The sequence below is a fragment of the Glaciecola punicea genome (assembly GCF_001756615.1).
GTDB classification, from domain to species: domain Bacteria; phylum Pseudomonadota; class Gammaproteobacteria; order Enterobacterales; family Alteromonadaceae; genus Glaciecola; species Glaciecola punicea.
Window position 1 is genome coordinate 268,614 of the sequence record NZ_LZXY01000001.1, and the last position, 26,397, is coordinate 295,010.

Genomic DNA, 26,397 nt, shown 5'->3' on the forward strand with positions numbered 1-26,397 from the left:
ATGTTCGATATAGTATGGTTTTTAATTTTTATAGCAGTGTTTGGAGTAGTCGCCTATCAGCGATATTCACTTATCACATGCGTTAGCGTATTAGCTTTAACAATGGTTATCGGCACCATTGCCGGCGGTATTGGCATACTTGGATGGATTTTGTTCATTTTAGTCGCTTTGCCTATTGCCTATAGCCCCATCCGCGTGAGCATCCTTTCGACAAAACTTTTGTCGTTTTATAAGTCAGTTACGCCTGAGTTATCTGACACTGAGAAAGAGGCAATAGACGCAGGCACCGTCTGGTGGGACGGCGATCTATTTACGGGAAAGCCCGACTGGCAGAAACTGCACGCTATATCTCGTCCACATTTAACGAGTGAAGAGCAGGCATTCTTAGATGGTCCTTGTGAAGAAGTGTGCACAATGGTCAATGAGTGGGAGATAAACCATGTCGATGCCGATTTACCCGACGAAATTTGGGCATTTCTAAAAGAACACAAATTCTTTGCCATGATCATAGAAAAAAAATATGGAGGGCTGGCATATTCTGCCTTTGCGCAGTCTCGCGTTTTACAAAAATTAGCAGGTGTAAGTGCAGTGTTATCGTCTACCGTTGGTGTTCCTAATTCTCTTGGTCCCGGTGAACTCTTACAGCACTACGGCACCAAAGAACAACAAGATTATTACTTGCCCCGCTTAGCCGTTGGTAAAGACGTTCCATGTTTTGCGTTGACAGGCCCTGAAGCCGGTTCAGATGCAGGTTCAATCCCCGATGTTGGTATTGTATGTAAAGGTGAATTTGAAGGTAAGGAAGTGTTAGGTATGAGCCTTACCTTTTCGAAGCGCTACATTACACTAGCACCCATTGCAACTGTAATTGGGCTAGCATTTAAACTCGAAGATCCAGAAGGTCTGTTAGGCGAGAAAAAGCATTTAGGCATTACGTGTGCGCTTATCCCTCGCAAAACTAAAGGTTTAGAGATTGGACGTAGACACTTCCCGCTTAACGTTCCGTTTCACAACGGTCCCGTTAAGGGTACCAATATGTTTGTGCCCTTAAGTTACATTATTGGTGGTGAAAAAATGGCCGGTAAAGGCTGGCGTATGTTAATGGAGTGTTTGTCGGTAGGACGCTGCATTACGTTACCCTCCTCAGCAGCGGGTGGCGCCAAGCAATTAGCCCTCAGCACAGGTGCATATTCACGCATTCGCCGTCAATTCCGCTTGCCTATAGGTCAAATGGAAGGCGTTGAAGAAATGCTGGCAAGAATAGGCGGAAACGCGTATTTAATGGACGCTGTTACCTCTTTTTCTACCGCTGGTGTAGACTTAGGCCAGAAACCATCGGTTATTTCAGCCATTTGCAAGTATCACTTAACCGAAAGAATGCGCCAAGTTGTAAACGACTCAATGGATGTGCATGGAGGTAAAGGTATTTGTTTAGGCCCCACAAACTATTTGGGACGAGCTTATCAAGGTGTGCCTATTTCTATTACCGTTGAAGGTGCAAATATTCTTACGCGTAATATGATGATATTTGGTCAAGGCGCAATGCGCTGCCATCCTTATGTATTAAAAGAACTATATGCGGCCCAGGTTAACGACGAGCATGAGCAGCTAACGACATTTGATGAGGCTGTGTTCGGTCACATTGGCTTTGCGGTTAGTAATACCGTGCGCTCACTTTGGTTCTCACTATCACGTAATCGTCTTAGTAGTGCACCATTTAAGGATGAGACCGCTGGATACTACAGAAGCCTACAGGGATACTCCTCAAATCTTGCCATACTGACCGACGTTTCTATGGGCGTACTGGGAGGATCCTTGAAGAGAAGAGAGCGTTTGTCAGCGCGTTTAGGTGATGTACTTAGCCATTTGTACTTAGCTTCAGCAACACTCAAACGCTACGATGAACAGGGACGAATTAAAGAAGACCTTCCCTTTTTAGAATGGGCAATGCAAGACTGTTTACATAACATAGACGTGGCAATTGACGATTTCATTCGTAACTTTCCCTCTGTCCCAGTGGGTCTCTTGTTACGCACAATTGTGCAGCCTTATGGCAAAGTTAATGATAAGCCAAGCGATAAGGTCGAACATAAAATTGCGGATATATTGCAAAAGCCAGGGCCAGCAAGGGATCGTTTAGGCAATGGCCAATACCTAACGCGTATAGAAGGTAGTTTGTTTGGTGACCTAGAACAAACATTGGAGAACATGGTAAAAGTAGAGCCTATTTTTGACCGAATTTGTGCTTCAATGGGAAAGAAACTGCCGATGACACAGCTTGATGACTTGGCTATACAAGCTTTAGCAGCCGACATTATTAGTGAAGAAGAGGCCGAACTGCTAACGGCTACTGAAGCGGGACGTTTGCGTACTATAAATGTGGATGATTTTGACCCACAGGAATTGCTCGCATCAAATAGCAAAAAAGTAGCTAAGCCCGCGCGTAAACGTGCTGTAAAAGCGGCGACGCCGGATACGGCTAAATCTGTAGACAAGGACACGTCCGCGGCTGCAGCAAAGAGCACTGCTAAAGACACAAACAGTGTGACATAGATGCAGATTTAATTAGGATAGGCCGAGCGCTTTTATTTAGTAGTAAAATTTAAACGCCATTAAATGTACATTTAATGGCGTTTTTTTCTGCGCTACTCAAAAAGGCCTGCGACATGGCATTCATTTTTAAGCGTCTGATTGCCTCATCGTCTAAATTAACAATCGTTTTAGCAAGGGAATATTCATCAGCCAAGGTATTATTTGAAACACCTGGATCGTCTGTGTTCAAAAAAACTTCAATATCATGTGATAAAAACGACTTAACAGGATGTGTCGCCATATCCAGCCAAGTGCCGGTTTGATAATTTGAAAGGATGCAGCTTTCAATTCCAATTTTATGCATAGCCATGTATGACAACAGGCGATTGTCGTTTATAGCAGCAACACCATGCCCTATTCTGCTGGCCCCAAGCAGGTTAATGGCATCCCAAATACTATTAGCACCGCCCGCCTCTCCTGCATGAACAGTGATATTCAGACCTTGCTCGCGGGCTATCTTAAAATGATTTATGAAAAGCGCAGGGGGGAAGTTGTGCTCATCACCAGCTAAGTCAAGCGCTACAATTTGTGATTTTGCACTTAAAATTGCATCTAACTCTTTAAAGCAATTTTCAACACCAAAGGTTCGGCTAAGTATGCCAATTAATTTAGCTTTGTAATTCTTTTCTTTGTTAGCACGTGCTACTCCTGCAACTACTGCTTCGACTACGCCTATTAAAGGTAAGTTATAGGCTCTTGCCATATAATAAGGTGAGAACCTCAGTTCAACGTGAGCTAGCCCTTCATTTACAGCGTCAATTACATTTTCATAAGCGATTTTTTCACAATCTTCTACGTGAGCAAGTACTGAAACACCTATATCAAGCTTTTGTAAAAAAGCCATTAAATCGGTGGTTTTGCCTTGAATAAACACGTGCTTGGAGAGCGCTTGCTCGTCAGTGTATGGTAAGTCAATACCGTTTTTTACTGCAAGATTTAATATGCTAGAAACTCGTATATTACCGTCTAAATGACGATGTAGGTCGATTAGGGGAAGGTTTGATTCAGTCATAATTTTTCACTAAGCGCTTAGCAAAGGGCTAGCATTAAAGATATTAGTCTCCAATACAACAAGCATCAATCGAGTTTAAGTTTTTCAATCGCAACTAAAATTTGCGTGCGTGATTTTACCTCAAGTCTTCTAAACAAGGCACTTACATGCGCTTTTACCGTTGCTTCAGTTACATTCAGCCGTTGCGCAATATCTTTATTCATTAAGCCCTGTTTTACTAACCTTAGCACCGTAAATTGCTTGGGTGTAAGTTCACGTACTTTTTCCGCAATTTGTACTTTGTCGCTGCTGACTCTTTGTAGTTGACCATCAACCGATGGGGGAACCCAAGTTCCGCCCGACAAGGCTAATTTTAGGGCGGCAACCATTTGGGTTGTGGCTGTCGTTTTTGGAATAAATGCGTTTGCACCAAATTCCATTGCTTGTGCAATGGTGTCAATGTCTTCAGTGCCTGACACAATGGCAATGGGTAGGTCTGGAAAGTTTTGGCGGATCCTCAACAAGCCATAAAAATTATCGCAACCAGGCATGTTAAGGTCTAATAATAATAGGCTTACGTTACGCTGACGCCGCAAGGTATTGAGAGTAGTAGAAAACGAATCAGATTCTAAATAGTTGACGCCTGTAAAGTGGCTTTGCATAGCGGCCTTTAGAGCCTCGCGAAACAGTGGGTGATCATCTGCAATTAAAAATTTAAGCATACGCAATAATTTCCATTCTTTTTTTTTATAATTTATACACTATGCCATTATCAAATATTAATACGCCAGTAGCAAAATAACGGTTTGACACACCAGCCTTGAACTAAAGTGTTCACATAACGCACTTTATTAAGATACCATAGACAAGTGATACTTATGCGTGTGTTGAAATACTGTTATAAAACTCAAGCCTGAGTAATTTGCTATAAAAAACTCACGTTTTACCCTTGTATATATCAATATTTGCCTGACAATATTTAGCAAGGATTACATCAACTACAACTGAAGTTTATTTTTTAACATGACTAAAAGCAAGAAACCATTTTCACATGACACTTTATACGCCACTGAAAAACCAAAAGTTGAAAAGTTTAGTTTTAATCAACAGGTGGTAGACGTATTTCCCGATATGATAAATCGTTCGGTCCCGAGTTATCAAAATATTATTGATTGCGTGGGTAAAATGGCTAATTTGTTATGCAACAGCAATCCTATTATTTACGATTTAGGGTGTTCTTTAGGGAATGTAAGCCTGTCTATAGCAAAACACGCACAGTCCAAAAACCCTAAGATAAAGGGGATAGACAATTCCAGCGCGATGATTGAACGTTGTCAGCAACATATCGATGCCTTTAGTTTTGGCAATAGTATTAGTCTTAAACAAGCTGATTTAGTGTCGGTTGCCTTATCGCCCTGCAACATGGTTGTGATCAACTTTACACTTCAGTTTATTGAGCCAACAAAGCGTCAAAATATTATTAACAAGGTTTATCGTGCCCTTGAGCCAAAGGGTGTTTTTGTCTTGAGCGAAAAAATAGAACTCTCAAATGCGGTTTTAAATAATGTATTAGTTGATCTACACCATGAGTTTAAACGGGAAAATGGATATTCTGACTTAGAAATTAGCCAAAAACGCTCTGCACTTGAAGAGGTGATGAGATTAGACACCGTCAAAATACATCAAGAAAGGCTGTGTGAGGCTGGATTTTCAAATGTCTGTGTGTGGTACCAACATTTTAATTTCGTGTCCATTTTGGCCATCAAATAATAGAAGGATTCACATGCAATCTATGTCTTGGCGCAGCGCGTTTTATAACAGTATTGTAAACACCAAGCTTGAATTATATATAGCTGAATTTGCTATCATTCTTAAAGACTTCGAAGCCAGTGTGCCTGCGAAGGACCTTAATCGATGGCAGCGACAGCTTGGTCAGCTTCCTAAGGTTGAGAACATAGAATTAATAGTTGGCGATAGTGTCAGCCTAAACGCATACAATGCTTTGACTGCGGGTGATATTGCAAAGACAATATCTGTGCTTAAAAACTTTATGCCCTGGCGAAAGGGTCCTTTTAACTTCATGTCTATTAACATAGACACTGAGTGGCGTTCCGATTGGAAATGGAATCGAGTGTTGCCACATTTACAGAATCTTGCCGGTAAAAAAGTGTTAGATGTAGGTTGCGGCAGTGGCTATCATTTATTTAGAATGCATGATGCGCAGGCTTCACAAATTATTGGTGTTGATCCTACCGCCCTTTTCTTTTTTCAATTTCACTGCTTTAAACAATATTTACCGTCATTAAATGTACACTATTTGCCAATTGGCATTGAGGCGATGCCCACAACGAACTACTTCGATACAGTTTTTTCCATGGGCGTGTTATATCACCGTCAAGATCCCATAAAGTTTTTGCGTGAGCTCAAGGACCAGCTATGCTCAGGGGGGCAATTAGTGCTTGAAACACTGGTGATAGATGGAGATGAAAACACGGTGTTAATGCCAAAAGGCCGTTATTCACAAATGCGTAATGTATGGTTTTTGCCATCGGTAGGTGCACTCATAATTTGGCTACAGCGTGTAGGCTTTAAAAATGTTAAGTGCGTTGATATAGATTGTACCAGCATAGAAGAACAGCGCGCTACGCCATGGATGGAGACTCACTCCTTAATAGATTTTCTGGACAGCGAAAATATGACTAAGACGATAGAAGGCTATCCTGCTCCTAAAAGAGCGGTACTTACTGCATCGGTGAGTTAGCAGGCATTGCGATATAGTTTACCTGTTGGCATTAAAGTTGAATGGCTTCAGTCACCGCTGAACCATTATTTCTAGATTTACGCGTTTATTTATCAATACCTTATTCGCTGTGTACCTAGTTCAAGGCCTTATTTGAGGTAGATGTGACAAGTTCTGACATTCAAATCGAAAAATCACATGCAGTGCTGAAACACTTCATAAGTGAGCAAAAGTTACCCAGTGAGTATGCCTGTATTGCACAAACATGGTTCATTCCTTTAGCCGTAACATTAATAAAGCACCAAAATAGTGCAAACCGCCCAATTTTAGTCGGTATAAATGGCTGCCAGGGTTCAGGGAAGTCAACGTTAACATGCTTTCTAAGCACCTTGCTAAACGAAGTATTTAAGGTCGCCAGCGTTGGCTTGTCAATAGACGACTTCTATTTATCTAAGCATTCACGGCAATTGCTAGCGTCCACTATTAACCCACTTCTTGCTACTCGCGGCGTACCAGGTACTCATGACATTGTATTGTTAGAAAGCACACTGTGGTCCTTGCGCCAAGGTCAGCCGGTGAGTCTTCCTGCGTTTGATAAGTCAATGGATGATGTAAAGCCACAAGAGCAGTGGGAGTACGCTGAGCACAAATACAAAATTATAATACTTGAAGGTTGGTGTGTTGGTCTAGACAGCCAGCACCCGGCGCAGCTCTTGTCGCCTGTGAATGAATTAGAAGCCAAAGAAGATGCGAGTGGCCAGTGGCGACAGTATGTAAATGATGTGCTGTCAGTCGATTATAAACGCGTGTTTGCTTCAATTGACTATCTGGTTATGCTGCAAGCACCCTCTTTTGAGCATGTTTATGCATGGCGCTGTGAACAAGAGCATAAACTGAAAACGTCACTTGCTAGCCATAGAACAGATTCACAATTACCTAATGAAACCATGAGCGATAGTGAAATATTACGCTTCATTCAATTTTACCAGCGCCTAACACAACACGCGCTAAGTACTATTCCAGCAAAATGTGATCGCTTGTTTGTGCTAAATGAAACACGCGGAATTACACAATGTCAACAACATTGAGTCCTGTCAAAAAATGGCTGGTATTTACCGATTTCGACGGCACCCTTTTAGATCATTATACCTATAGCTTTGACGCAGCTATTGACTGCCTTAAGCAATTAGCTGAGCAAGGTGTTCCGGTAATACCTAATTCCAGTAAAACGTTTGCAGAAGTAAGGTATTTACAAGAAAAAATGTTGTTAAAGACACCGCTAATTGTTGAGAACGGGGCGGCGGTTTATATACCCAAAGACTTTTTACCACAAAAACCCAAAGGCGCAGTATTTAAGCATGGCTATTGGCTGAAGTCATTTGCGCAAAAAAGACAGTTTTGGCAAGGTATAGTACAAAGCATAAAAACTGATTATCCCCACCAGTTTGAGACATTTGGGGAGATGAACATTGGCCGTATTTGTGAGCTAACAGGGTTAAATGAGAAAAGTGCGCGATTGGCCTCGCAGCGAGAATTTGGAGAACCTGTGCTATGGCTTGGCAGCGGCGAACAGCGCAGAAACTTTATTGAAAGAATACGAAAACTCGGCGCCTTCCCGCTGTTAGGTGGCCGCTTTTTACATGTATCTGGTAATAGCAACAAAGGTAAGGCTTTAACGTGGCTACTTAAAGAGTGTGTAAGGCAATATCCGAAATTCACGTTCTTAAGTATTGCTCTAGGCGACACTAATAATGACATAGACATGTTGGAAGTGGCCGACATCGCCGTTCGTATAGCATCTCCGGTGCATACATTACCAGAACTTCAACGTACGCACGAAGTATATACAAGCGTAGCAACTGGACCCCAAGGCTGGCGCGAAATAATCGATCAACTAATTATGACAACACTGCATGAGGATGACTAATGGCTGACTTTTACCAAAATGGCATAGTGACCACCCTTCATAATTTAGAAAATAGACCCATTGAGGCCTTAGAAAAGGAATTAGTTGGTTTTTCTAAACGTAGACCAATGGGTCTTATTTTACCCAGTTTATACTCGGAGTTAGAAGGTAAGGCCCTTCTTGGTACTATTGAGCATATAAAAAAGGTGCCGTATTTGCAGCAAATTGTCATTGGACTGGATCAGGCAGACCAGTCGCAGTTTGAGCATGCCTTAGCCTTTTTCTCAGGTTTACCGCAAAACCATCGCATATTGTGGAACGATGGTCCTCGATTAAAAGCGCTAGATGAAGAGCTTCAAAAGCTCGGTTTAGCGCCTAAGGAAATGGGCAAGGGTCGAAATGTTTGGTACTGCATGGGATTTATTTTGGCGTCTAACAAAGTTGAAAGTGTCGCCTTACACGACTGCGATATCCTGACATATGACAGGTCCTTACTCGCCAGACTTATATACCCCGTGGCTAATCCACAGTTTAACTATGAGTTTTGTAAGGGCTACTATGCGCGTGTTGCTGACGGTAAAATAAATGGAAGAGTATCACGATTACTGGTAACGCCTCTTCTAAGAGCCTTGAAAAACACCCTAGGCCAGAATGACTACCTAGATTTTATGGACAGTTTTAGATATCCACTGGCAGGAGAGTTTTCGTTCAGACGAGATGTATTGAACGACTTACGCATTCCAAGCGACTGGGGCTTAGAAATAGGCGTGTTGTCCGAAATGCATAGGAACTACTCACGCAATAGACTTTGCCAGGCAGACATCGCCCATACCTATGATCATAAGCATCAGGATTTATCTTTGCATAATGACCAAGGTGGCTTATCTAAAATGTCGATTGATATTACCAAGGCCCTGTTTAGAAAACTGGCCACGCAAGGCACTGTTTTTAGCAATGAAACTTTTCGAACGATCAAAGCGACATATTTTAGAATTGCCTTAGACTTTGTGGAAACATATCATAATGACGCCATTATGAACGGCTTAAAATTGGATATTCATTCCGAAGAAAAGGCGGTTGAACTGTTTGCACAAAATATTATGAAAGCCGGCAGTAGCTTTTTAGACAATCCTATGGAAACTCCGTTTATTCCCAGTTGGAACAGAGTGGTAAGCGCAAAACCTAATGTATTGGCTTGTTTAAAAACCGCAGTAGAAGAAGACTATGCAGAATATTCGAGGCAATAAATGGATAAAGTAAACTTACTTAATGAAAAAGTACGTCATCACCTAGACACTATTTACCAAGGAATTTTCCCATCAGACAAGCTAGATGATATTGCCCTTGAGCTACTTAAACGAATGCGTATTAGCCATGAACACGATATTCTTATTCCGCAGGTCCACACGAATTTATGGAATGAAAAAGATGTTGTGCTAATAACTTACGGCGACTCCATCATTGAGCCAAGCGCAGATCTGTCACAGGGAATGCATAAGCCACCGCTGCAAACTCTGTACACATTTCTAGATAAATATTGCGCACATGCTGTAAACCACGTGCATATTCTGCCTTTTTTCCCCTACAGCTCTGACGATGGTTTTTCAGTAATTGACTACTCTAGCGTGAACCAAGCGCTGGGCAGTTGGGATGATGTTACTCGTATTGCCAATGAGTTTGGCCTAATGGTCGACTTAGTGATTAACCACTGCAGTGCCCGCAGCCTGTGGTTTGACAACTTCATTAAACAAGAGTCACCTGGCAAAGACTTCTTTTTTACCATTGATAAGGACACCGACACATCACTTGTCACTAGGCCTCGCACTAGCGATTTACTTCGCAAAACCTCAACCACTGACGGAACAAAGTATGTGTGGTGTACGTTCAGTCATGACCAAGTAGACTTTGATTTTAGAAATCCAGAGGTGTTGTTGGCTTTTGTCGATATTATTCGCTTATATTTAGACAAAGGTACGCGCATTTTTAGGCTCGATGCCATTGCTTTCTTGTGGAAGGAATTTGGCACAAACTGTATTAATCTGCCACAAACTCATGAAGTTGTGAGGACAATGAGAACTTTAATTGAGCACGCCTCTCCAAACTCCATTATTATCACCGAGACGAATATCCCCAACCGAGAAAATTTGACTTATTTGGGTAATGCTAATGAAGCCCATGCTATTTATAACTTTTCATTACCTCCGCTGTTACTAAACACATTAATAACCGGTGATTGCGGATATTTAAAAAGCTGGCTAATGAGTATGCCGCCCGCCCAAAATGGTACGTTTTATTTTAACTTCATAGCATCACATGACGGCATCGGTTTACGCCCGGTTGAAGGCTTGCTAAGCGACGAAGAAATAGCCAATTTAGCCGACTGCATGCAAAAATTTGGCGGCAAGGTGTCGTGGCGAACGGGCTTACTCGGACAACAAAAGCCTTACGAGCTTAATATTGCCCTAATTGACGCCCTGCAGGGCGATATGCACGGGCCTGATGAATTCCAGATCCAAAGATTTTTGTGCGCCCATGCCATTATGCTTGGGCTTGAGGGTTTGCCTGGTATATATATTCATTCTTTATTAGGCACCACAAACGATTATGAAAAGGCCAGCAATACCGGTCAAAGCCGTTCAATTAATCGTCATCGTTGGCATTTCGATTCATTGAGTCGAGAGTTAGACGACGCTTATTCTCTGCACCACCAAGTGCTCACCCAAATGACGCAGTTAATATCCATTCGTACAGCGCAAAGTGCATTTCATCCTAATGCCACCCAATTTACACTACATTTAGGCACTAAGATATTTGGATATTGGCGTCAAAGTATTGATAGAACGCAAAGTATTTTCTGCTTGTCTAATATATCCAAAGAGCCGCAAACGATTAAACTTTGCGACATCAATTTGATTGGCACCGACGAATGGGTAGATTTACTGACGCAAACACCGCTGCATTCTCAAATGCAAAACATTACCCTTGCACCTTATAAAAGTGCATGGATTACCAATCGATTTCATAAGGGCTGATTAGGCGATAGCGAAGAATATGCTATCGTAAATATCTAAAATCTTAAAAAAATAAACGTTTGTTGCATACATAGCACTTGCATTTTGTTTTACTTATCCTCTATGTCTGACTTTTAAAGAGTCACGCTAAGCCTGAGTCACCATTAAAATAGGAAGAGTAGATATTTGTTTAGTGACAATGCGCCTTATTTCAAATTGCGAAGTGCCCATTTTTCCGAAATGCAGACACTAGGCAATAGTTGAATGTAAAGAAAAGTTTGAAACGCTGTTAATGGGCTTTTTAGTCTTAAACGAACCATCACTTAGCATTACCAATTAAATATATAAGTCTAGGCCACAGCATGGTTTCGATCAAAAAAGGGCGCTATTACAGCGCCCTTTTTGTAAACTACACTATTTATACAAATTTGCGTTCGCGTTTAGTTTCAATAGTTTCTATATATCCATGCCACGTTGCATAACCTAACACTGGCATAATCACAATAAAGGCAACAAAGAATGTCACAAAGCCTAAGAATACAGAAAAACCAATAACACATGCCCATATTAACATAGGTATCTTGTTACGCCATACGGCATTCATACTCGTGAGTACTGCGGTTGCTAAATCTACTTTGCGTTCTAACAGTATTGGTTGCGTAAAAGCACTTATAAAAAACACCAAGGTAACAAAGCCTGCGCCTACAATGGTGCCCAGCGTAAGGAATGGCCAAATATTGAAAAACGTAGGGTCAAGGTAGCTTGGGTAAAGCGCATGAATTATGCTGGCCACTCGTAGCCAAAATATCATAAGTAGCATTAACACAAGACCAAAGCCCCATTCGTTGACAGCATTTCTGGACATTGCTTTTAAGGAATGGCGCAAAGAAGGTTTACGCTTTTTTTCAAACTGCCATGCTACATCGTATAAACCGGCTGCCAGATAGGGTCCTATAAGCATAAAACAAATCATAGCTGGGAAAATCACAAGGTAAAAATCTGAAGCTTGCACTAATAAAAATATCCCAATGGGGATAAGCGTAAAAATAACGCCGTAAAAAGTACTTACAAACTTGGCTTTTTTAAAGTCCTCTACGCCAAGTGCAAGCCACTTAAAACAGGCAAACTTGTCCAGTGTGGCGCTGGGAATAACACGTGCAATGCCGCTACTTTCAATAGCGTTTTCTTCTTGTTTTTTTTTGGTTTCGGAAGCTTGTTCAACGTTCTGAGACATGCTCATCTCCCTAAGGGTAACTCACAGCAATATTCGATAGGTAATGGATAAAACAAATCACTTTAATTATTTACATCACCGCTTGGCAAGCGAAATAAGCAAGCCTGCCGGATTAGTATACTATGCAACTTATCTAGTCAGGTCAAAAGATTATCAACGAAAGTTGATTTGGGTCAAATTCCAACGGATTACTGAGTTAAAGAAAATATTTAAAAAGCTGTTTAAATCACTAAAGCTTGTAATATCAACATGTTGACCTTCGGATAAGACCTCTGCCACAAATTTATGGCAGTTTTGACTAAGCAAATGATAGTCGAGGGTCGAAAACAATAAACTTTGCGCTGTTTTTGCGGCCTGCATGTTAAACAAGGCATTATTAGACGGATCGCAGGCAATATAAATGTGATTTCCCGTTCTTTCTCCTAAAAAACGTTCAGGAGATACACATCGCACCAAACCTCTGCCAGATAATTCGTAAATATTGCCATCAACCCATATGCCAGTGTGGTCAAGTACATCGTATACACCGCAGGTCACAATACTACCATTTACAGGCGTGGTATATTGATGGCTTTCTCCCGGCATAGCGTCAACAATTTTCTTTCGCTTTAAATACGCAGTGTTGGCAGTGTTAGCCGTGTATGCGCCTAATACTGCGGCGCCTAACCATATGAGAGGAACAGGCATTTTCTATCCTTGCGTTATGTTTAATAGTACAATAACGTCAAGCATCCTAAAATCGCTAAATTGTTTCAAAAGTTTACTTAACACAGCATAATTATTGCTTTATTCTTAGTATCTTAATCCATTAGCGCGATATTAAAGTCTGGCATAGATTGCTTCAGCAAAGCAGACGCTAGATTATGAAATATAGCAATAACAAGGCACTATCACCACCCATGCATAGAATCATGCAATCCAAAAAACTAGAAAATGTTTGTTACGACATTCGTGGCCCTATTTTGGCACAAGCCGAGAAAATGGAGGAGGCAGGAGATCGTATTCTTAAGTTGAATATTGGTAACCCAGCTCCGTTTGGATTTGAAGCTCCTGACGATATTTTAAAAGACGTAATACGCCAACTCCCCAACGCACAAGGCTATTCAGACTCGCAAGGTATTTACAGTGCGCGCGTAGCGGTTATGCAGTATTATCAGCAAAAAGGAATCGAAAATATTAACATAAAAGATGTTTATTTAGGCAACGGTGTCAGCGAAATGATCACTATGTCTATGCAAGCTCTTTTAGATTCTGGTGATGAAGTGCTAATTCCTGCACCCGACTATCCGCTGTGGACAGCCGCAGTTAATTTGTCATCGGGAAGTGCGGTTCACTATCGCTGCGACGAACAAGCCAACTGGTTTCCAGATATTAGCGATATATTGTCCAAAATAAGTCCTCGCACCAAAGCGATTGTAATAATTAATCCTAATAATCCAACTGGCGCTGTATATTCAAAAGCGCTGCTTGAGCAAATAGTAGCAGTGGCGCGCAAGCATAAACTGATTATCTTTAGCGATGAAATATATGACAAAGTACTATATGACCAAAGTGAGCACAACTGTATTGCCGCTTTGGCGCCCGATTTATTTTGCGTGACTTTTAGTGGTTTATCTAAAAACTACCGAGTAGCAGGTTTTCGTGCGGGCTGGCTATTAGTAAGCGGTAATAAGGCAATAGCCGCTAGTTATATTGAAGGCTTGACCATACTTTCCTCTATGCGTATGTGCTCTAACGTGCCCTCGCAAAATGCCATTCAAACAGCGTTGGGTGGGTATCAAAGTATCAATGATTTGGTTAATGGCAGTGGACGTCTACTTGCACAGCGAAACGTGGCTTATGAGGGTTTGAACAATATTCCAGGGATTTCATGCGTAAAGCCAAAAGGCGCGATGTACTGTTTTGCCAGAGTAGATGCAAAGAAGTTTGGTATTCTAAGCGACGTAGAGCTAGTTCTAGATTTATTGAAAGAGAAGAAAATACTGTTAGTGCACGGTAGTGCCTTCAACTTAAGCGACGGGTGCTATTTTAGGCTAGTTTTTCTTCCCCATAAAGATGTGTTGCGGCCTGCCCTTGCAGACATGCACGATTTTTTTCAAGGATACAAGCAAGCCTGAGTAATGAATCTGAGTAAGCATTTTCAGTGTGCTTATTAATAGTGTGCTTATTAGTAGTGTCATTAATTATGCTTCAAGCAGCCCCTAATGTGATTAAAACAGTGTCAAATAAGGTAAGCAATGAAGATGCAATGGTCTGATAGAATAGGCGTACGAGCCCCCAAGCGAGATGGCGATCATAGAACGGCGTATCAACGTGACAAAGCCCGTGTTATGCACAGCGCAGCGTTTCGACGGCTACAGGCTAAAACGCAAATTATGGGTGTAGGCATTAGCGACTTTTATCGCACGCGTTTAACGCATTCATTAGAAGCGGCTCAAATTGGTACCGGTATTGCGGCGCAGCTAGCACAAAAGCATCCAGAGCTAGCACAGCACCTTGCGATAGACGAACATCTTATAGAGGCTATTTGTTTAGCTCATGATATTGGGCACCCTCCTTTTGGCCATGGAGGCGAAATAGCGCTGCATTATATGATGCATGAACATGGTGGATTTGAAGGTAACGGCCAAACTTTTCGTATACTCACAAAGCTGGAAGCTTATACTGAGCGCCACGGCATGAATTTGGCACGGCGAAGCCTTTTGGGTGTGATCAAATATCCTAATTTTATGAATATTTTAACAAATCCTCTGTGTGTAGGCAAAAAAAGTGAGCGCTTTAGTCAGGTAAAAGCCAGCCACTGGCATCCCGCAAAGTCTCTTTTTGACTGTGACCGAGAAATATTTAATTGGGTGCTTGAGCCTTTGAGTGTCGCCGATAAAGGAAACTTTATGATTTACGATAACTTTGCCAATAAGCATTCAAAAACAATTAATAAATCATTTGACTGTTCCATAATGGAGTTAGCCGACGACATCGCATATGCAATTCACGATTTAGAAGACGCTATAGTGATGGCCTCGGTGACCGCTGGGAGTTTTTATGATGAGGTCAGTCATTCTTTAGTCGCGTTAAATATTCCATGGCTTTCAGAAAATATTCTTGCCCTGCAGGCTTCTTTATTTAGTGATAAAACCTACGCGCGCAAAAATGCGATTGGTGCATTAGTAAACACCTTTATTACCGCTATATTTATTCAAAAAAGAAATGTTTTTGAGGCAGACTTACTCGACTATGCAGCGGTGTTACCGCCTGAATTTGAAAGTGGACTTGATATATTTAAACAGTATGTTTTCAAACACGTGATTAACAAACCAGACCTGCAGCTAATAAGGTATAAAGGGCAGCAAATAGTAATGGCTTTGTTTGAAGCGTTTGCAAGCGATCCACAGCGATTACTGCCGCCAAATACGGAAAATCGTTGGCTTATTGCAGAAGATGAGAGTGCTAAACTGCGCGTTATTTCAGATTATATATCGGGTATGACCGACGAATTTGCCAACAGAATGTATGCAAGTTTATTTTTGCCAAAATCAAATGCAATGATAGAAAAAAGATAAGCTCCAGTCCTTTGTTTTGTATAGACTCTTTCTTAAATGCTCAATAGTTTAAAGTCAGTGCTTAAAATCCCCATTAAATAAACTTGCAATTCATTTCATACAGTACTACTGTACATGCATACACTGTATATATGTACTGTATACACCTAGCTAATATTATAACGGCCATAGGTTTTGAATATGAATACAACTGATATTTCGCAAAATGCAAATAATGCTAATCTCTATATTAGTCATACTAACGATTATAGCCATTACAGACATTGCCAAACTAAAACTATTGCGCTCAATAACAGCGACATAATTCAATTTCCTACTCAGGCGAAGGCTAGTCAGAACACTCGCTTAGGCTGGATCTGTAATTTGAGCGCCCGCTATGTATTTAGTCAGCCGCACCATGAGTACCTCCAAATTAAACCATCAAAAAAGCATTCTCAATTTGAATTGATTTGCAGTCTTCTTAAGGCGAATACTTGCCGAGTAATCTACTTTGACGATCAACTAACAAAAAACCAACTCGCGCTAATAAGAGAACGTCACATTTCTAGTAAAACAGAACTTGTTCACGCGAAAGTGACATTTCTACTTGCTAAAAAAGTCTCAAGCTCATTCGCCTAAACTTCTGACGTAGTCTCAAAGCTAGGGGTTAACGTCTTGGTATATCCATTTTTTATCAGAAATGTCATGTATTTCACGTGTTTGCGGCGTAGTCGTTAAATTCAAATAATCCACGTAATAAGGATGAAAACAAATTAGTATGAAATTATCGGGTATATCTGAGCTTGGTGGGCCGTTAATTTCTATATCTTTTAAGGCCTGTTTGGGTGTAGGCCAATAAAACTGCGTCTTTGCTTTGTCAGATAAGTTTGCCCACAGAATCGCCCTTTCTGACGTTAACATACTGTTTTGAGAGCACCCTTGATTGACATCAGCATCGGCATGCTCATCTTGAAACAACAAGCCAGTGCTTCCCACCATGGAAACCTGCGCACTAATACGAAACTGTTCACGGGTTTTAGTAAAATACCAACAAAGTTGAGTGCGCGGGGACTGCTGCCATTGACTGAACTTCTCGCTTCTTGAATCACTTATTGCCAGTAAAGTATGGCTGCTTTGGGCAAAGCCCCTAAATACCATTGTTCTATTTTCCACTATAATATCACTTATATCACAAGAATCACCGGGCATGTACGCATTTGCTGCTTGAAAAAATTTCGCCTCGGGCTTGCTTCTTTGTACATGTAAGCTGCGCGCTAAGGATTGACGCCATCTGGGAAATGTCATGATTATATAGAACCTCTATTTATATGCGTGAACAAACGGTAAAAATTCTCTGTGGTGTGCTGAGCTAATTTTTCAATTGACACCCCTTTTAGCTTTGCAATAAATTTGGCCACTTCAATAACGTGTTTTGGCTCGTTCTTTTTGCCTCTAAACGGCACAGGTGCTAACCACGGCGAATCTGTCTCTATCAAAAGTTTGTCTAAAGGAATTTGTTTTACTGTTTCCTGTAGCTCTTTGGCTGAACTAAAAGTGACAATACCTGATATAGAAATATAAATCCCCATTTGCATAGCTGCTTGTGCCATTTCAAGGCTTTCAGTGAAGCAATGCAATACTGCGCCAGTGCGAGGATCGTAGTTTTCTTTTAGTGCCTGTAAAGTATCTTCCTGAGCGCTTCTAGTATGAATAATGAGCGGTTTTTTCACCACGTTAGCCACTTTAATATGATCAACAAACGATTTCATTTGTACGCTTGCCGTTTCTTCGCTGTAAAAATAATCAAGGCCTGTTTCGCCAACCGCCACTACATCATCATATTGTGCATGGGCTAGTAAGGTCTCATAATCGCAAACGTCTTCATTATGCAAAGGGTGGACACCGCACGACATTGAGACGTCCGGATAATGGCCTACCGTTGACTTCATTTGTGCAAATTCTTTTACCGACACCGCCACACAAAGCATGTGTTCAACATTGGCTGCTAAGGCCTGCTTTACAACTTCATCTAATGCAGGACCGTTTTTGTCTAATCTATCTAAATGACAGTGTGAATCTACAAACACAAAAACCTCTTTTTTACTTGCCAAACACTCATTTTAGGCGCGTTTGGGTCCTATTAATGAATTAATGAGACTTGTTTAAATTTATGAAAAATCTGTTGCAAAATAAGGCTTTTATTTATACCTGCCTGTGCAATTTTTTTATTTGCCTGCTGGCAATCAAACACTAGACATTCTGCATACTGAGTTCTTTGTAAGTTACTAATGGCATTGTTTGCTGGTAATTTACTGACATCTTCCATCTGTTTCTTGTAAATCAAGACAGCCTTTTGATAGGTCCAAAGAAGCACTAAGCTTGCATGCGCTTTATTTTTCTCAGCTAAAAGAAGCTCATTTGTACGCCCTTGCAGTAAACTTTCTAAATCGTCGCAAAATAAACCGTAATTAACACCATCGTTGTTCATAGACGATAAATAATCAATCGCTGAGCCTGAAAATGCCAAAAGGCCCTCTTTACTTAAGGGTGATTCGGTTTGTGAGGCAAGCCACATCATACTATCATCTGTGCATGGTAAAATAAGTCGAATTTTCTCACAGCGGCTTGTAATAGTCGCTAGCAGTGAATTAGGCTTTGTCGTTGTGAGCAGTATATAGGTATTTTGGCTCGGCTCCTCAAGGGTTTTTAACAAGGAGTTACTTGCCGCCTCCGTCATCAAGTCAATGTTTTCGATGATTACTACCTTATTGCCTAACATCTGCGATGTGGTTGTTACGAACTGGCTGACCTGGCGAATAAGATCAACGCCTATACTAGGTTTGTCAGACACTACATAATGCATATCGGGATGAGACTTCGCCTCAAATAATTTACAGGCTTTACAGGTACCACAGGCTTCTTTAGTTGCACATAAAAGCGATTTTACAAGTTGATCTATTAATTGATGCTCGCCTACGCCTTTATCAGCAATAAATAATAAGCCATGATGAAGCAGCTGTTGACCTAGGCGCTGCTTTAACTGCGCTAACGTAGACGCTAACCAAGGATACATTTACTCGTCACCTCTTACTGTGTGCTTAACTGTCCTGTTATTTGCGTGGCTTGCGGTGGTATTAGTTGCGCTACTAGCTGCATTGTACCAATTATGTAGAGCCCGCAGGACATCTTTTTGTACCTGTTCAATGCTATTACCAGCATTGATGGTCGCTGCATTTTCGAGTAAGGCCAACTGTTCTAAATAGGTTTCCCTAGCACGCTCAAAAAATGCTAAACCTGAAAGCTCTATGCGATCTAATTCACCTCGTCCCTTTGCTCTGGCTAAGCCAACGCTCGGCTCAATATCTAAATAAAGGGTAAGATCGGGGGTGAAGTCACCCAAAGTTAACCGTTTAAGCAACTGTAAATTTTCCAAAGGCACCTGGCGGCCACCTCCTTGGTAAGCAACTGATGATAAATCATGCCGGTCACCAATTACAAAAATATTATTCGCTAATGCGGGCAGTATAATATTGTGCACCAGTTGACTGCGAGCGGCGTACATAAGCAGAAGTTCAGTCTCTTGGGTAACCGTTTCATCTTTCCAAGTTTGCTTAACGCAATCTCGAATGGCTTCCGCCATAGGCGTGCCACCGGGTTCCCGGGTACGGATCACGCTGTGACCTAGCATGGTAAAAAAATTTTCTATGGCATTTATGACGGTACTTTTACCGGCGCCTTCTAATCCTTCGACTACAACAAACGCTGCTTTCATTGTCTAGTTTTCTCTTGTTCACGGGTAAGATTAATTTTTCGCTGGACCAAATAGGCTCTAACCGCTTTGTTATGATCGCTTAAGTTTGTTGAAAATTGATGACCGCCGTTGCCTGTTGCAACAAAGTATAAAGAATCGGTTAATGCCGGAAACAAGGCGGCTTCTATAGATGCTTTGTTTGGCATGGCAATGGGCGTGATAGGCAACCCTCTAATTACGTAGGTGTTATACGGTGTAGGAGTACGCAGGTGTTTGCGCGTAATGTTTCCGTCATAGCTGTCGCCAATGCCGTATATAACGGTCGGGTCTGTCTGCAAGCGCATATTTTTATTTAATCTATTAACAAACACGCCGGCTATTTCGGTACGCTCTGACTCTATAGCCGTTTCTTTTTCTATTATGGAGGCCAAAATAAGTGCCTCATACTGTGTGCTTAACGGTATATTGATAAGGCGAGAAGGCCAAAGCCCCTTTAAGTAGACCTGCATAGCGCTTAAGGCACGTCCTAAAATATCGGTGCTGTTAGTGCCATGCGTATAAAAGTATGTGTCTGGTAATAAACAGCCTTCAACACTTGCATAAATATTTACGCAGAACTCAAAGTTAACTGCTCCTAAGGTTTCGTAAAGCACATCTTTACTAGGAATGTTGTGTGACAAACCTTCAGCCTGTGACAAAGCTGTTACCCACTGCGCTATTGTTTGCCCCTCTACCAGCGTAATGCTTAATTGTTTGACTTTGCCTTTAACCATGAGATCGAGAGCCTCTATTAAAGAGACATTTGGCGGCAGTTCATAAACACCTGATTGAATTCTTTCAAATTCTGGATTCAGCCGTAGCCATATCTTAAAACTAAAAGTGTCGATTTCAGCGAATTGGCCTAGTTTGTCCACTACTTTGTATAAGCTTTTGCCTTTTAGCACTTCAAATTCAGTTGGGGAATCTATGCTTAGCCTCAATTTTTCAATGCTATTTAATTTTTGCCATACGAGCATGCCAGCCCCAATAGCCGCTAGCAGCGAGATAAGCAAAAACACAGACACTATTTTTTTCATGTAAGCCCTAAAATTCTACCTTATGATGTTTTCCAATCCATTCGTGCAAGTCAAACGCTAGTGCACTCACTTCCCATAGCGTAAACGGATGTTCTTTATCGTTAAGAACGATTGCAGACACTGGAATAATAAACTTAATTGCGTTACACAAAAAGACAGCATCGGCATTTAATAATTCACTAAAGGGCGATGCATTTATTTCACAGCGAACACCCACACTTTGAAAAAAAGCAATAACGGTATCGCGCATTACGCCACCAACACCACAATGCATTATTTGGGGTGTGAACCAAACACCATCTTTTTGATAGAAGATATTAGCGGCGGTGGCTTCAATTAAAATGCCCGTATTATCGCACAAAACTAAATCGTTGCAGTCATACTGCTGTAATTCACGCTTAGCAAGAACCTGCTCCAACCTATTGTTGTGCTTGATGCCCGCTAAAAGTGTTTGGCTAGACAAAGTCATATTAGCTTGCTTAATCGTGTATTCATAGCCTCTTTGAATGCTCAGCGGCTTGCTAACTAGGCATGGGGATATACTCACCACTACTGAAGTATTAAGCTGCGTAGGAAGTTCGTAACCGCGACCACCGACACCTCTTGAAACTAAAATCTTGACAGCATATGCTGCGTGACTCTTTGTGATCATGCATTTGAGCGCCAGTAGCAACCAAGCCTGTAGCGTGTTTAGGCAAAGCCCTATACTGAGTTTATGACAATCTCTTGCTAACCTTTGCAAGTGTTCGTTTAGTAAGAACACTTGAGTAGATTCGCCGTATATCGTGGTGAAGCAGCCATCACCATAATTAAACGCTCTGTCCTGTAAACAGACTTTGGTAAAAAGAGCCTGATCTGCTGCCACGCAGAATTTGCCAATATCCAGTTGCGCTGCTAACAAGTCTTGCTTAGCGTCTAATGCACGAATACTAAACTGCGATTCTGATAAATAATTGGCGATGACAATATTCATATAAAGCTATTACGGCTATTCCTTACGGTGATACTTATTGTGATTATAAAGGCATAAAAAAAGTGAAGGTGATTATATTAATCTCTTCACTTAATTTAGCAAATAATTGCGGAAAAAACGAATGCTTGGGGCTTATTATTCTTTTATAGAATGCTCTCTAGCAAACAATAAAGAACCATTAGTGCCACCAAAACCAAACGAATTACATAAAGCATAATCTGCGGTAAACGCCGATGCCTTATGTGCCACAAAATCTAAATCGCAGCCTTCACTCGGATTATCTAGGTTAATGGTAGGCGGCGCCATTTGGTCGCGTAGCGCCAAAATTGTAAATATTGCCTCAACGGATCCTGCAGCCCCAAGTAAATGCCCAATCATAGACTTTGTAGAGCTTACTTTAAGCTTCGCTGAATGCTCAGCAAAAACACTTTTAATTGCCGCTACCTCTACCACATCGCCAGCAGGCGTTGAGGTGCCATGTGCGTTTATGTAGCCAATAAGTGTCTCGCTAATGTGCGCGTCTTTTATGGCATTCTTCATGGCTAATGCAGCACCCGAACCATCGGGTGGTGGCGACGTCATATGGTATGCATCACCACTCATGCCGAAACCGACAATTTCTGCATAAATCTTGGCGCCGCGCTGTTTTGCCATTTCGTATTCTTCTAACATAACCACACCAGCGCCTTCACCCATAACAAAGCCGTCTCTGTCTTTATCCCAAGGGCGACTTGCCCCCTGCGGGTCGTCGTTGCTAGTTGAAAGTGCTCTTGCAGAGCCAAAACCAGCAAACGCTAATGGTGTGATAGTTGCCTCTGCGCCGCCGGCTAGCATAGCGTCTGCATCGTTGTATGCAATTGTGCGCGCGGCAATACCAATGTTATGCACACCAGTAGTACAAGCTGTTACCACATTTAAGTTAGGCCCTTTAAGACCTTCCATTATCGACAAAAAGCCCGATATCATATTGGTAATAGTAGAAGGGACAAAAAACGGCGACACTTTCTTAGGGCCACCGCTTAGTAATTTTTTGTGATTTTCTTCAATAAGCGGAAGGCCGCCAATGCCTGAACCAATCGAGATCCCAACGCGTCCCGCGTTTTCATCACATACCGTTAAACCTGAGTCTCGCAGAGCTTGTATGCCTGCAGCAACGCCTAACTGGATAAAGCGGTCCATTTTTTTAGCTTCTTTTCTGGGAATATAGGCTTCAACATCAAAGTCTTTGACTTCTCCAGCAATTTTAGTGTTGTATTCTTGCGTATCAAAAAGCGTTACTTTATCTATACCGCTTTTGCCAGCAAGTATATTTGACCACGTGGAATCAACGTCATTTCCTAACGGCGTAAGCATACCAACGCCAGTAACCACTACGCGACGTTTAGTCACTATAGCCTCCTAGTTCAAGCACAAACAATAGCAACAAAAAAACGGCCCAAGGATGAGCCGTTTTTTTGAAAACTGTCTTACGCGTCGTTATGAGCGTTGATGTAGTCGATTGCAGACTGAACAGTCGTGATTTTCTCTGCTTCCTCATCAGGAATTTCAGTATCAAACTCTTCTTCAAGCGCCATTACTAGTTCAACTGTGTCTAATGAATCTGCGCCTAAGTCATCTACAAATGATGCTTCAGACTTTACTTCATCTTCTTTGACGCCTAGTTGCTCAATAATAATTTTCTTTACGCGTTCTTCTATATTACTCATATTACAGGTTTCCTTTAAATACCTAAAAATTTAGCGTGGATAGTTTATTGACCTTATCCTTGCCATGCAAGCTTAACCAGCTAATTAATGTGTGGTACAACCACATTCATTTTAATTATTGGCCAAAAATTCTATTCTATCAACTGTATACTGGGACTTGTTGCTAAGTCCTAATGATACATTGATCTAGCTCATGTGCATACCACCATTCACATGAATGGTCTCACCGGTTATATAAGCGGCGGCGTCTGAGCATAAAAACGCCACTGTAGCTGCGATTTCTTTTGGATCGCCCAGTCTGTTGGCGGGAATATCTTTAAATATAGCTGTTTTTTGCTCGTCACTTAGGCCACGCGTCATATCGGTATCGATAAAGCCGGGGGCAACTACGTTAACCGTTATGCCTCTAGAGGCTATCTCACGTGCCATAGACTTACTAAAACCGATAACAGCTGCTTTTGCCGCTGCGTAGTTAGCCTGTCCGGCGTTGCCCGTTGAACCAACTACTGAACCAATTGAGACTATACGGCCGTTTTTTTTCTTCATCATACCGCGCATGACAGCTTTTGAGAGTTTGAACACCGAGGTTAAATTTGTCTGTAGGATGTCGTTCCACTCATCCTCTTTCATGCGCATAATTAAATTGTCGCGAGTAATACCTGCATTATTAATAAGCAAATCGATACCGCCGTATTTAGCGGTAATGTCAGCGATAACGAGGCTAACTTCTTCATCAACGGTTACATTTAAGCGCATACCGGTGCCAGAGTCGCCTAAATATGCAGAAATAGCGTCAGCGCCGCAGTCACTTGTTGCTGTGCCAATAACGATTGCACCTAAACTCGCAAGCTGCTCAGCGGTTGCTTTGCCTATGCCGCGGCTTGCGCCTGTTACAAGCGCTACCTTTCCAGTTAAATCAAACATACTTATCCTTTATAATTCTTTTGTGATTCTTTTATACACTAGGTATCTTATACTAAGTCTTTAGCACTATTCATATTGCGGGTAGTCACACTTTTATCGATGCGTTTTATTAAGCCCGACAGCACTTTGCCTGGCCCTACCTCAACAAATTCGCTTACCTCTTGCGCAATCAAATATGTCACACTTTGCGACCAGCGAACCGGCATGTAAAGCTGACGTACTAAGGCGTCTTTTATATCATCAACATTATCGTTAACCGCAACATCAACATTATTCACAATGGGCGTGGTAGGTTGTTTAAACACGATAGCATTTAATAAAGCCTGTAGTTTAATGCTTGCACCTTTCATTAGTAAGCAATGCGAAGGTACACTTACGGCTAGTGATAATGCCTTTTTTGCGCCAGCAGCTTTGAGTGCGAGCGCTGCTGCATCGGCCGCTTTTTTAGTGCCGGCAATCACGACCTGACCAGGAGAATTGTAATTTACGGGCGCGACAACTTGTTTAGTATCTGCAGCGACTTTTGCACAGACATCAGCAATTATGTTGTCGTCTAAGCCAATAATGGCATACATTGCGCCCTCGCCTGGCGCTACGGCCTGCTGCATAAACTGCCCGCGAGCCTGCACCAGCTTTACACCAGCGCTTAAACCAAGCACATTAGCGGCAACCAATGCGGTGTATTCACCCAAGCTGTGCCCAGCATAAAAATGCGGTGTAAAATCTGTTTCTGACTGCAGTACCCGCAGGCAAGCAACGCTGGCTGTTAGCAATGCAGGCTGCGTAATTTCAGTTTGACTAAGCTGCCCATCATCACGCTGAGTTACTTTAAATAGGTTGTATCCAATAGCGTCAGACGCTTCTTCAAATACTGATTTCACGATACTAAAGTCGCTAGCTAAATCGGCTAGCATTCCTACAGATTGGCTTCCCTGTCCCGGAAATACACATGCTATTTTACTCATTAATAGTTCTCGTTCTTCGTTGTTATGCTAATATTTCACTAGCGCAGATGCCCACGCAAAACCACCGCCAAAGGCTTCTAGTAATAAGTTTTGACCACGTTTAATTCTACCGTCTCTAATGGCAATATCTAGCGCAGTAGGTACGGTCGCCGCTGAGGTATTGCCATATTTCTCAAGTGTTAACACCACTTGGTCAAGCGACATATCTAATTTTTTAGCGGTAGCTTTTATAATCCGAAAATTGGCTTGATGTGGCACCAACCAATCTAAATCAGATTTTGCCATGTTGTTGGCCGCCAAAGTTTCTTCAACTATTTCACTTAGTTTCGTGACCGCAACTTTGAACACTTCATTGCCTTTCATGCCACCCCAATTTTCATGCACCGAGGCTTCATCGCCGCGTGTTGGGTTGCCAACATGCAATAAATCAGAATACGAGCCTGCCGCATTAATATGTGTAGACAATATACCAGCTTCTTCACTTGCTTCTAATATGGTTGCACCCGCGCCATCGCCAAATAAAATGATCATTGAACGATCTTTAGGGTCAATTAAGCGGCTCAAGCAGTCACTGCCTATTACTAATATACGCTTCACCATGCCACTTTTGATGTACTGGTCGGCGACACTTAACGCATAGCAGTACCCAGCACATGCTGCGGCAACATCGAACGCGGGGATATTGTCTACTTTGAGAATTTTTTGAATTTCGCAGGCTGAACTAGGTAACGCGTAACGCCCGCTAGTAGTTGCACAAACAATCATATCTATATCACTAGGCAGCAATTGCGCGGCTTCAAGCGCCTTCAATGACGCTTGTGCTCCCATTGTAGCGACGGTTTCATCTGCACCTATAAGTCGTCTTTCTTTAATGCCGGTGCGGTCAGTTATCCATTTATCGGACGTATCAATCATAATTTCTAGGTCGGCATTGCTGCGTACGTCTTTAGGAAAATAGCTACCCGTGCCAATTATTCGGGAATACATAT

Annotated in this window: 25 protein-coding genes; 10 read left to right on the top strand and 15 right to left on the bottom strand. The window is 41.8% G+C overall.

What is annotated here, in order from left to right:
- Positions 1–2,553, top strand: coding sequence for an acyl-CoA dehydrogenase FadE (gene fadE / locus BAE46_RS01290; protein WP_083256761.1), 2,553 nt, complete (start codon positions 1–3; stop codon positions 2,551–2,553).
- Positions 2,554–2,602: 49 nt separating this feature from the next.
- Here fadE and add read toward each other — a convergent pair whose 3' ends face one another.
- Both add and BAE46_RS01300 read right to left on the bottom strand, forming a co-directional pair.
- Entirely contained in the window at positions 2,603–3,604 is a 1,002-nt protein-coding gene (add, locus tag BAE46_RS01295) for an adenosine deaminase (protein WP_070111586.1), read from the bottom strand.
- Between the two features lie 65 nt (positions 3,605–3,669).
- On the bottom strand, positions 3,670–4,305 hold the full coding sequence (locus BAE46_RS01300) for a response regulator (protein ID WP_006003815.1): 636 nt from the start codon (positions 4,303–4,305) through the stop codon (positions 3,670–3,672).
- Positions 4,306–4,606: 301 nt separating this feature from the next.
- On the opposite strand from BAE46_RS01300, the gene cmoA reads away from it, so the two are divergent.
- The 6 genes from cmoA to BAE46_RS01330 all read left to right on the top strand — a co-directional run bounded on the left by cmoA (position 4,607) and on the right by BAE46_RS01330 (position 11,261).
- Positions 4,607–5,353 carry a carboxy-S-adenosyl-L-methionine synthase CmoA gene (cmoA, locus tag BAE46_RS01305; RefSeq protein WP_006003817.1) on the top strand — a complete coding sequence of 249 codons (747 nt, stop codon included), beginning with the start codon at positions 4,607–4,609 and terminating at the stop codon, positions 5,351–5,353.
- Between the two features lie 13 nt (positions 5,354–5,366).
- The gene (gene cmoB / locus BAE46_RS01310; RefSeq protein ID WP_070111587.1) at positions 5,367–6,344 is read left to right on the top strand and encodes a tRNA 5-methoxyuridine(34)/uridine 5-oxyacetic acid(34) synthase CmoB; all 978 of its coding nucleotides are present in this window, start codon (positions 5,367–5,369) and stop codon (positions 6,342–6,344) included.
- Between the two features lie 143 nt (positions 6,345–6,487).
- Positions 6,488–7,411, top strand: a complete 924-nt coding sequence (locus tag BAE46_RS01315; RefSeq protein ID WP_244884972.1) for a kinase — start codon at positions 6,488–6,490, stop codon at positions 7,409–7,411.
- Positions 7,396–8,250 (top strand): HAD-IIB family hydrolase, encoded by an 855-nt coding sequence (locus BAE46_RS01320; protein ID WP_070111588.1) that lies wholly within the window; start codon positions 7,396–7,398, stop codon positions 8,248–8,250. Before BAE46_RS01315 ends, BAE46_RS01320 begins: the two co-directional genes overlap by 16 nt.
- The gene (locus BAE46_RS01325) at positions 8,250–9,476 is read left to right on the top strand and encodes a glycosyltransferase family protein (protein WP_006003825.1); all 1,227 of its coding nucleotides are present in this window, start codon (positions 8,250–8,252) and stop codon (positions 9,474–9,476) included. Before BAE46_RS01320 ends, BAE46_RS01325 begins: the two co-directional genes overlap by 1 nt.
- Positions 9,477–11,261, top strand: coding sequence for an alpha-amylase family glycosyl hydrolase (locus BAE46_RS01330; protein ID WP_006003829.1), 1,785 nt, complete (start codon positions 9,477–9,479; stop codon positions 11,259–11,261).
- A gap of 397 nt (positions 11,262–11,658) precedes the next feature.
- On the opposite strand, the gene BAE46_RS01335 is transcribed toward BAE46_RS01330, so the two are convergent.
- Together BAE46_RS01335 and BAE46_RS01340 are read right to left on the bottom strand one after the other, a co-directional pair.
- Positions 11,659–12,474: a DUF2189 domain-containing protein gene (locus BAE46_RS01335; protein WP_070111589.1), complete on the bottom strand. Its 816-nt coding sequence runs from the start codon at positions 12,472–12,474 to the stop codon at positions 11,659–11,661.
- A 153-nt stretch (positions 12,475–12,627) separates the two neighbouring features.
- Positions 12,628–13,161, bottom strand: coding sequence for a hypothetical protein (locus BAE46_RS01340; RefSeq protein ID WP_070111590.1), 534 nt, complete (start codon positions 13,159–13,161; stop codon positions 12,628–12,630).
- 212 nt (positions 13,162–13,373) lie between these two features.
- Here BAE46_RS01340 and BAE46_RS01345 point away from each other — a divergent pair, with 212 nt between their 5' ends.
- The 3 genes from BAE46_RS01345 (at position 13,374) to BAE46_RS01355 (ending at position 16,652) form a co-directional block, all read left to right on the top strand.
- Positions 13,374–14,591: a pyridoxal phosphate-dependent aminotransferase gene (locus BAE46_RS01345; protein WP_006003834.1), complete on the top strand. Its 1,218-nt coding sequence runs from the start codon at positions 13,374–13,376 to the stop codon at positions 14,589–14,591.
- Between the two features lie 126 nt (positions 14,592–14,717).
- Positions 14,718–16,034, top strand: a complete 1,317-nt coding sequence (locus tag BAE46_RS01350) for an anti-phage deoxyguanosine triphosphatase (protein WP_006003838.1) — start codon at positions 14,718–14,720, stop codon at positions 16,032–16,034.
- Positions 16,035–16,214: 180 nt separating this feature from the next.
- A complete protein-coding gene (locus tag BAE46_RS01355) occupies positions 16,215–16,652 on the top strand; it encodes a hypothetical protein (protein ID WP_070111591.1) in 438 nt (145 codons plus the stop codon).
- A 21-nt stretch (positions 16,653–16,673) separates the two neighbouring features.
- On the opposite strand, the gene BAE46_RS01360 is transcribed toward BAE46_RS01355, so the two are convergent.
- From BAE46_RS01360 to BAE46_RS01410, 11 genes are all read right to left on the bottom strand, one after another.
- On the bottom strand, positions 16,674–17,318 hold the full coding sequence (locus tag BAE46_RS01360) for a hypothetical protein (protein ID WP_006003843.1): 645 nt from the start codon (positions 17,316–17,318) through the stop codon (positions 16,674–16,676).
- Between the two features lie 2 nt (positions 17,319–17,320).
- Positions 17,321–18,100 carry a TatD family hydrolase gene (locus BAE46_RS01365; RefSeq protein ID WP_040520142.1) on the bottom strand — a complete coding sequence of 260 codons (780 nt, stop codon included), beginning with the start codon at positions 18,098–18,100 and terminating at the stop codon, positions 17,321–17,323.
- 53 nt (positions 18,101–18,153) lie between these two features.
- Positions 18,154–19,086 carry a DNA polymerase III subunit delta' gene (gene holB / locus BAE46_RS01370; RefSeq protein ID WP_006003847.1) on the bottom strand — a complete coding sequence of 311 codons (933 nt, stop codon included), beginning with the start codon at positions 19,084–19,086 and terminating at the stop codon, positions 18,154–18,156.
- On the bottom strand, positions 19,087–19,785 hold the full coding sequence (gene tmk / locus BAE46_RS01375; protein ID WP_006003849.1) for a dTMP kinase: 699 nt from the start codon (positions 19,783–19,785) through the stop codon (positions 19,087–19,089). It lies immediately after the preceding gene.
- Positions 19,782–20,840 (bottom strand): endolytic transglycosylase MltG, encoded by a 1,059-nt coding sequence (gene mltG, locus BAE46_RS01380; RefSeq protein WP_070111592.1) that lies wholly within the window; start codon positions 20,838–20,840, stop codon positions 19,782–19,784. The genes tmk and mltG overlap by 4 nt, the downstream gene beginning before the upstream one ends.
- A 7-nt stretch (positions 20,841–20,847) precedes the next feature.
- Complete coding sequence (gene pabC, locus BAE46_RS01385) at positions 20,848–21,813, bottom strand: aminodeoxychorismate lyase (RefSeq protein WP_006003853.1); 966 nt, start codon at positions 21,811–21,813, stop codon at positions 20,848–20,850.
- Positions 21,814–21,948: 135 nt separating this feature from the next.
- The gene (gene fabF, locus BAE46_RS01390) at positions 21,949–23,202 is read right to left on the bottom strand and encodes a beta-ketoacyl-ACP synthase II (protein ID WP_006003854.1); all 1,254 of its coding nucleotides are present in this window, start codon (positions 23,200–23,202) and stop codon (positions 21,949–21,951) included.
- A 77-nt stretch (positions 23,203–23,279) separates the two neighbouring features.
- Positions 23,280–23,519 (bottom strand): acyl carrier protein, encoded by a 240-nt coding sequence (gene acpP / locus BAE46_RS01395; RefSeq protein WP_006003857.1) that lies wholly within the window; start codon positions 23,517–23,519, stop codon positions 23,280–23,282.
- Between the two features lie 186 nt (positions 23,520–23,705).
- Entirely contained in the window at positions 23,706–24,443 is a 738-nt protein-coding gene (gene fabG, locus BAE46_RS01400; RefSeq protein WP_006003859.1) for a 3-oxoacyl-ACP reductase FabG, read from the bottom strand.
- A gap of 47 nt (positions 24,444–24,490) precedes the next feature.
- The gene (gene fabD / locus BAE46_RS01405; RefSeq protein ID WP_040520144.1) at positions 24,491–25,408 is read right to left on the bottom strand and encodes an ACP S-malonyltransferase; all 918 of its coding nucleotides are present in this window, start codon (positions 25,406–25,408) and stop codon (positions 24,491–24,493) included.
- Positions 25,409–25,435: 27 nt separating this feature from the next.
- On the bottom strand, positions 25,436–26,395 hold the full coding sequence (locus BAE46_RS01410) for a beta-ketoacyl-ACP synthase III (protein ID WP_006003863.1): 960 nt from the start codon (positions 26,393–26,395) through the stop codon (positions 25,436–25,438).
- Positions 26,396–26,397: the final 2 nt, after the last annotated feature.

Excerpts from the sequence above, each read along its gene's own strand:
- fadE (WP_083256761.1), top strand. The coding sequence starts at position 1 with ATGTTCGATATAGTATGGTTTTTAATTTTTATAGCAGTGTTTGGAGTA.
- add (WP_070111586.1), bottom strand. The coding sequence starts at position 3,604 with ATGACTGAATCAAACCTTCCCCTAATCGACCTACATCGTCATTTAGAC.
- BAE46_RS01300 (WP_006003815.1), bottom strand. The coding sequence starts at position 4,305 with ATGCTTAAATTTTTAATTGCAGATGATCACCCACTGTTTCGCGAGGCT.
- cmoA (WP_006003817.1), top strand. The coding sequence starts at position 4,607 with ATGACTAAAAGCAAGAAACCATTTTCACATGACACTTTATACGCCACT.
- cmoB (WP_070111587.1), top strand. The coding sequence starts at position 5,367 with ATGCAATCTATGTCTTGGCGCAGCGCGTTTTATAACAGTATTGTAAAC.
- BAE46_RS01320 (WP_070111588.1), top strand. The coding sequence starts at position 7,396 with ATGTCAACAACATTGAGTCCTGTCAAAAAATGGCTGGTATTTACCGAT.
- BAE46_RS01325 (WP_006003825.1), top strand. The coding sequence starts at position 8,250 with ATGGCTGACTTTTACCAAAATGGCATAGTGACCACCCTTCATAATTTA.
- BAE46_RS01330 (WP_006003829.1), top strand. The coding sequence starts at position 9,477 with ATGGATAAAGTAAACTTACTTAATGAAAAAGTACGTCATCACCTAGAC.
- BAE46_RS01335 (WP_070111589.1), bottom strand. The coding sequence starts at position 12,474 with ATGTCTCAGAACGTTGAACAAGCTTCCGAAACCAAAAAAAAACAAGAA.
- BAE46_RS01340 (WP_070111590.1), bottom strand. The coding sequence starts at position 13,161 with ATGCCTGTTCCTCTCATATGGTTAGGCGCCGCAGTATTAGGCGCATAC.
- BAE46_RS01345 (WP_006003834.1), top strand. The coding sequence starts at position 13,374 with ATGCATAGAATCATGCAATCCAAAAAACTAGAAAATGTTTGTTACGAC.
- BAE46_RS01350 (WP_006003838.1), top strand. The coding sequence starts at position 14,718 with ATGCAATGGTCTGATAGAATAGGCGTACGAGCCCCCAAGCGAGATGGC.
- BAE46_RS01355 (WP_070111591.1), top strand. The coding sequence starts at position 16,215 with ATGAATACAACTGATATTTCGCAAAATGCAAATAATGCTAATCTCTAT.
- BAE46_RS01360 (WP_006003843.1), bottom strand. The coding sequence starts at position 17,318 with ATGACATTTCCCAGATGGCGTCAATCCTTAGCGCGCAGCTTACATGTA.
- holB (WP_006003847.1), bottom strand. The coding sequence starts at position 19,086 with ATGTATCCTTGGTTAGCGTCTACGTTAGCGCAGTTAAAGCAGCGCCTA.
- tmk (WP_006003849.1), bottom strand. The coding sequence starts at position 19,785 with ATGAAAGCAGCGTTTGTTGTAGTCGAAGGATTAGAAGGCGCCGGTAAA.
- mltG (WP_070111592.1), bottom strand. The coding sequence starts at position 20,840 with ATGAAAAAAATAGTGTCTGTGTTTTTGCTTATCTCGCTGCTAGCGGCT.
- pabC (WP_006003853.1), bottom strand. The coding sequence starts at position 21,813 with ATGAATATTGTCATCGCCAATTATTTATCAGAATCGCAGTTTAGTATT.
- acpP (WP_006003857.1), bottom strand. The coding sequence starts at position 23,519 with ATGAGTAATATAGAAGAACGCGTAAAGAAAATTATTATTGAGCAACTA.
- fabG (WP_006003859.1), bottom strand. The coding sequence starts at position 24,443 with ATGTTTGATTTAACTGGAAAGGTAGCGCTTGTAACAGGCGCAAGCCGC.
- fabD (WP_040520144.1), bottom strand. The coding sequence starts at position 25,408 with ATGAGTAAAATAGCATGTGTATTTCCGGGACAGGGAAGCCAATCTGTA.
- BAE46_RS01410 (WP_006003863.1), bottom strand. The coding sequence starts at position 26,395 with ATGTATTCCCGAATAATTGGCACGGGTAGCTATTTTCCTAAAGACGTA.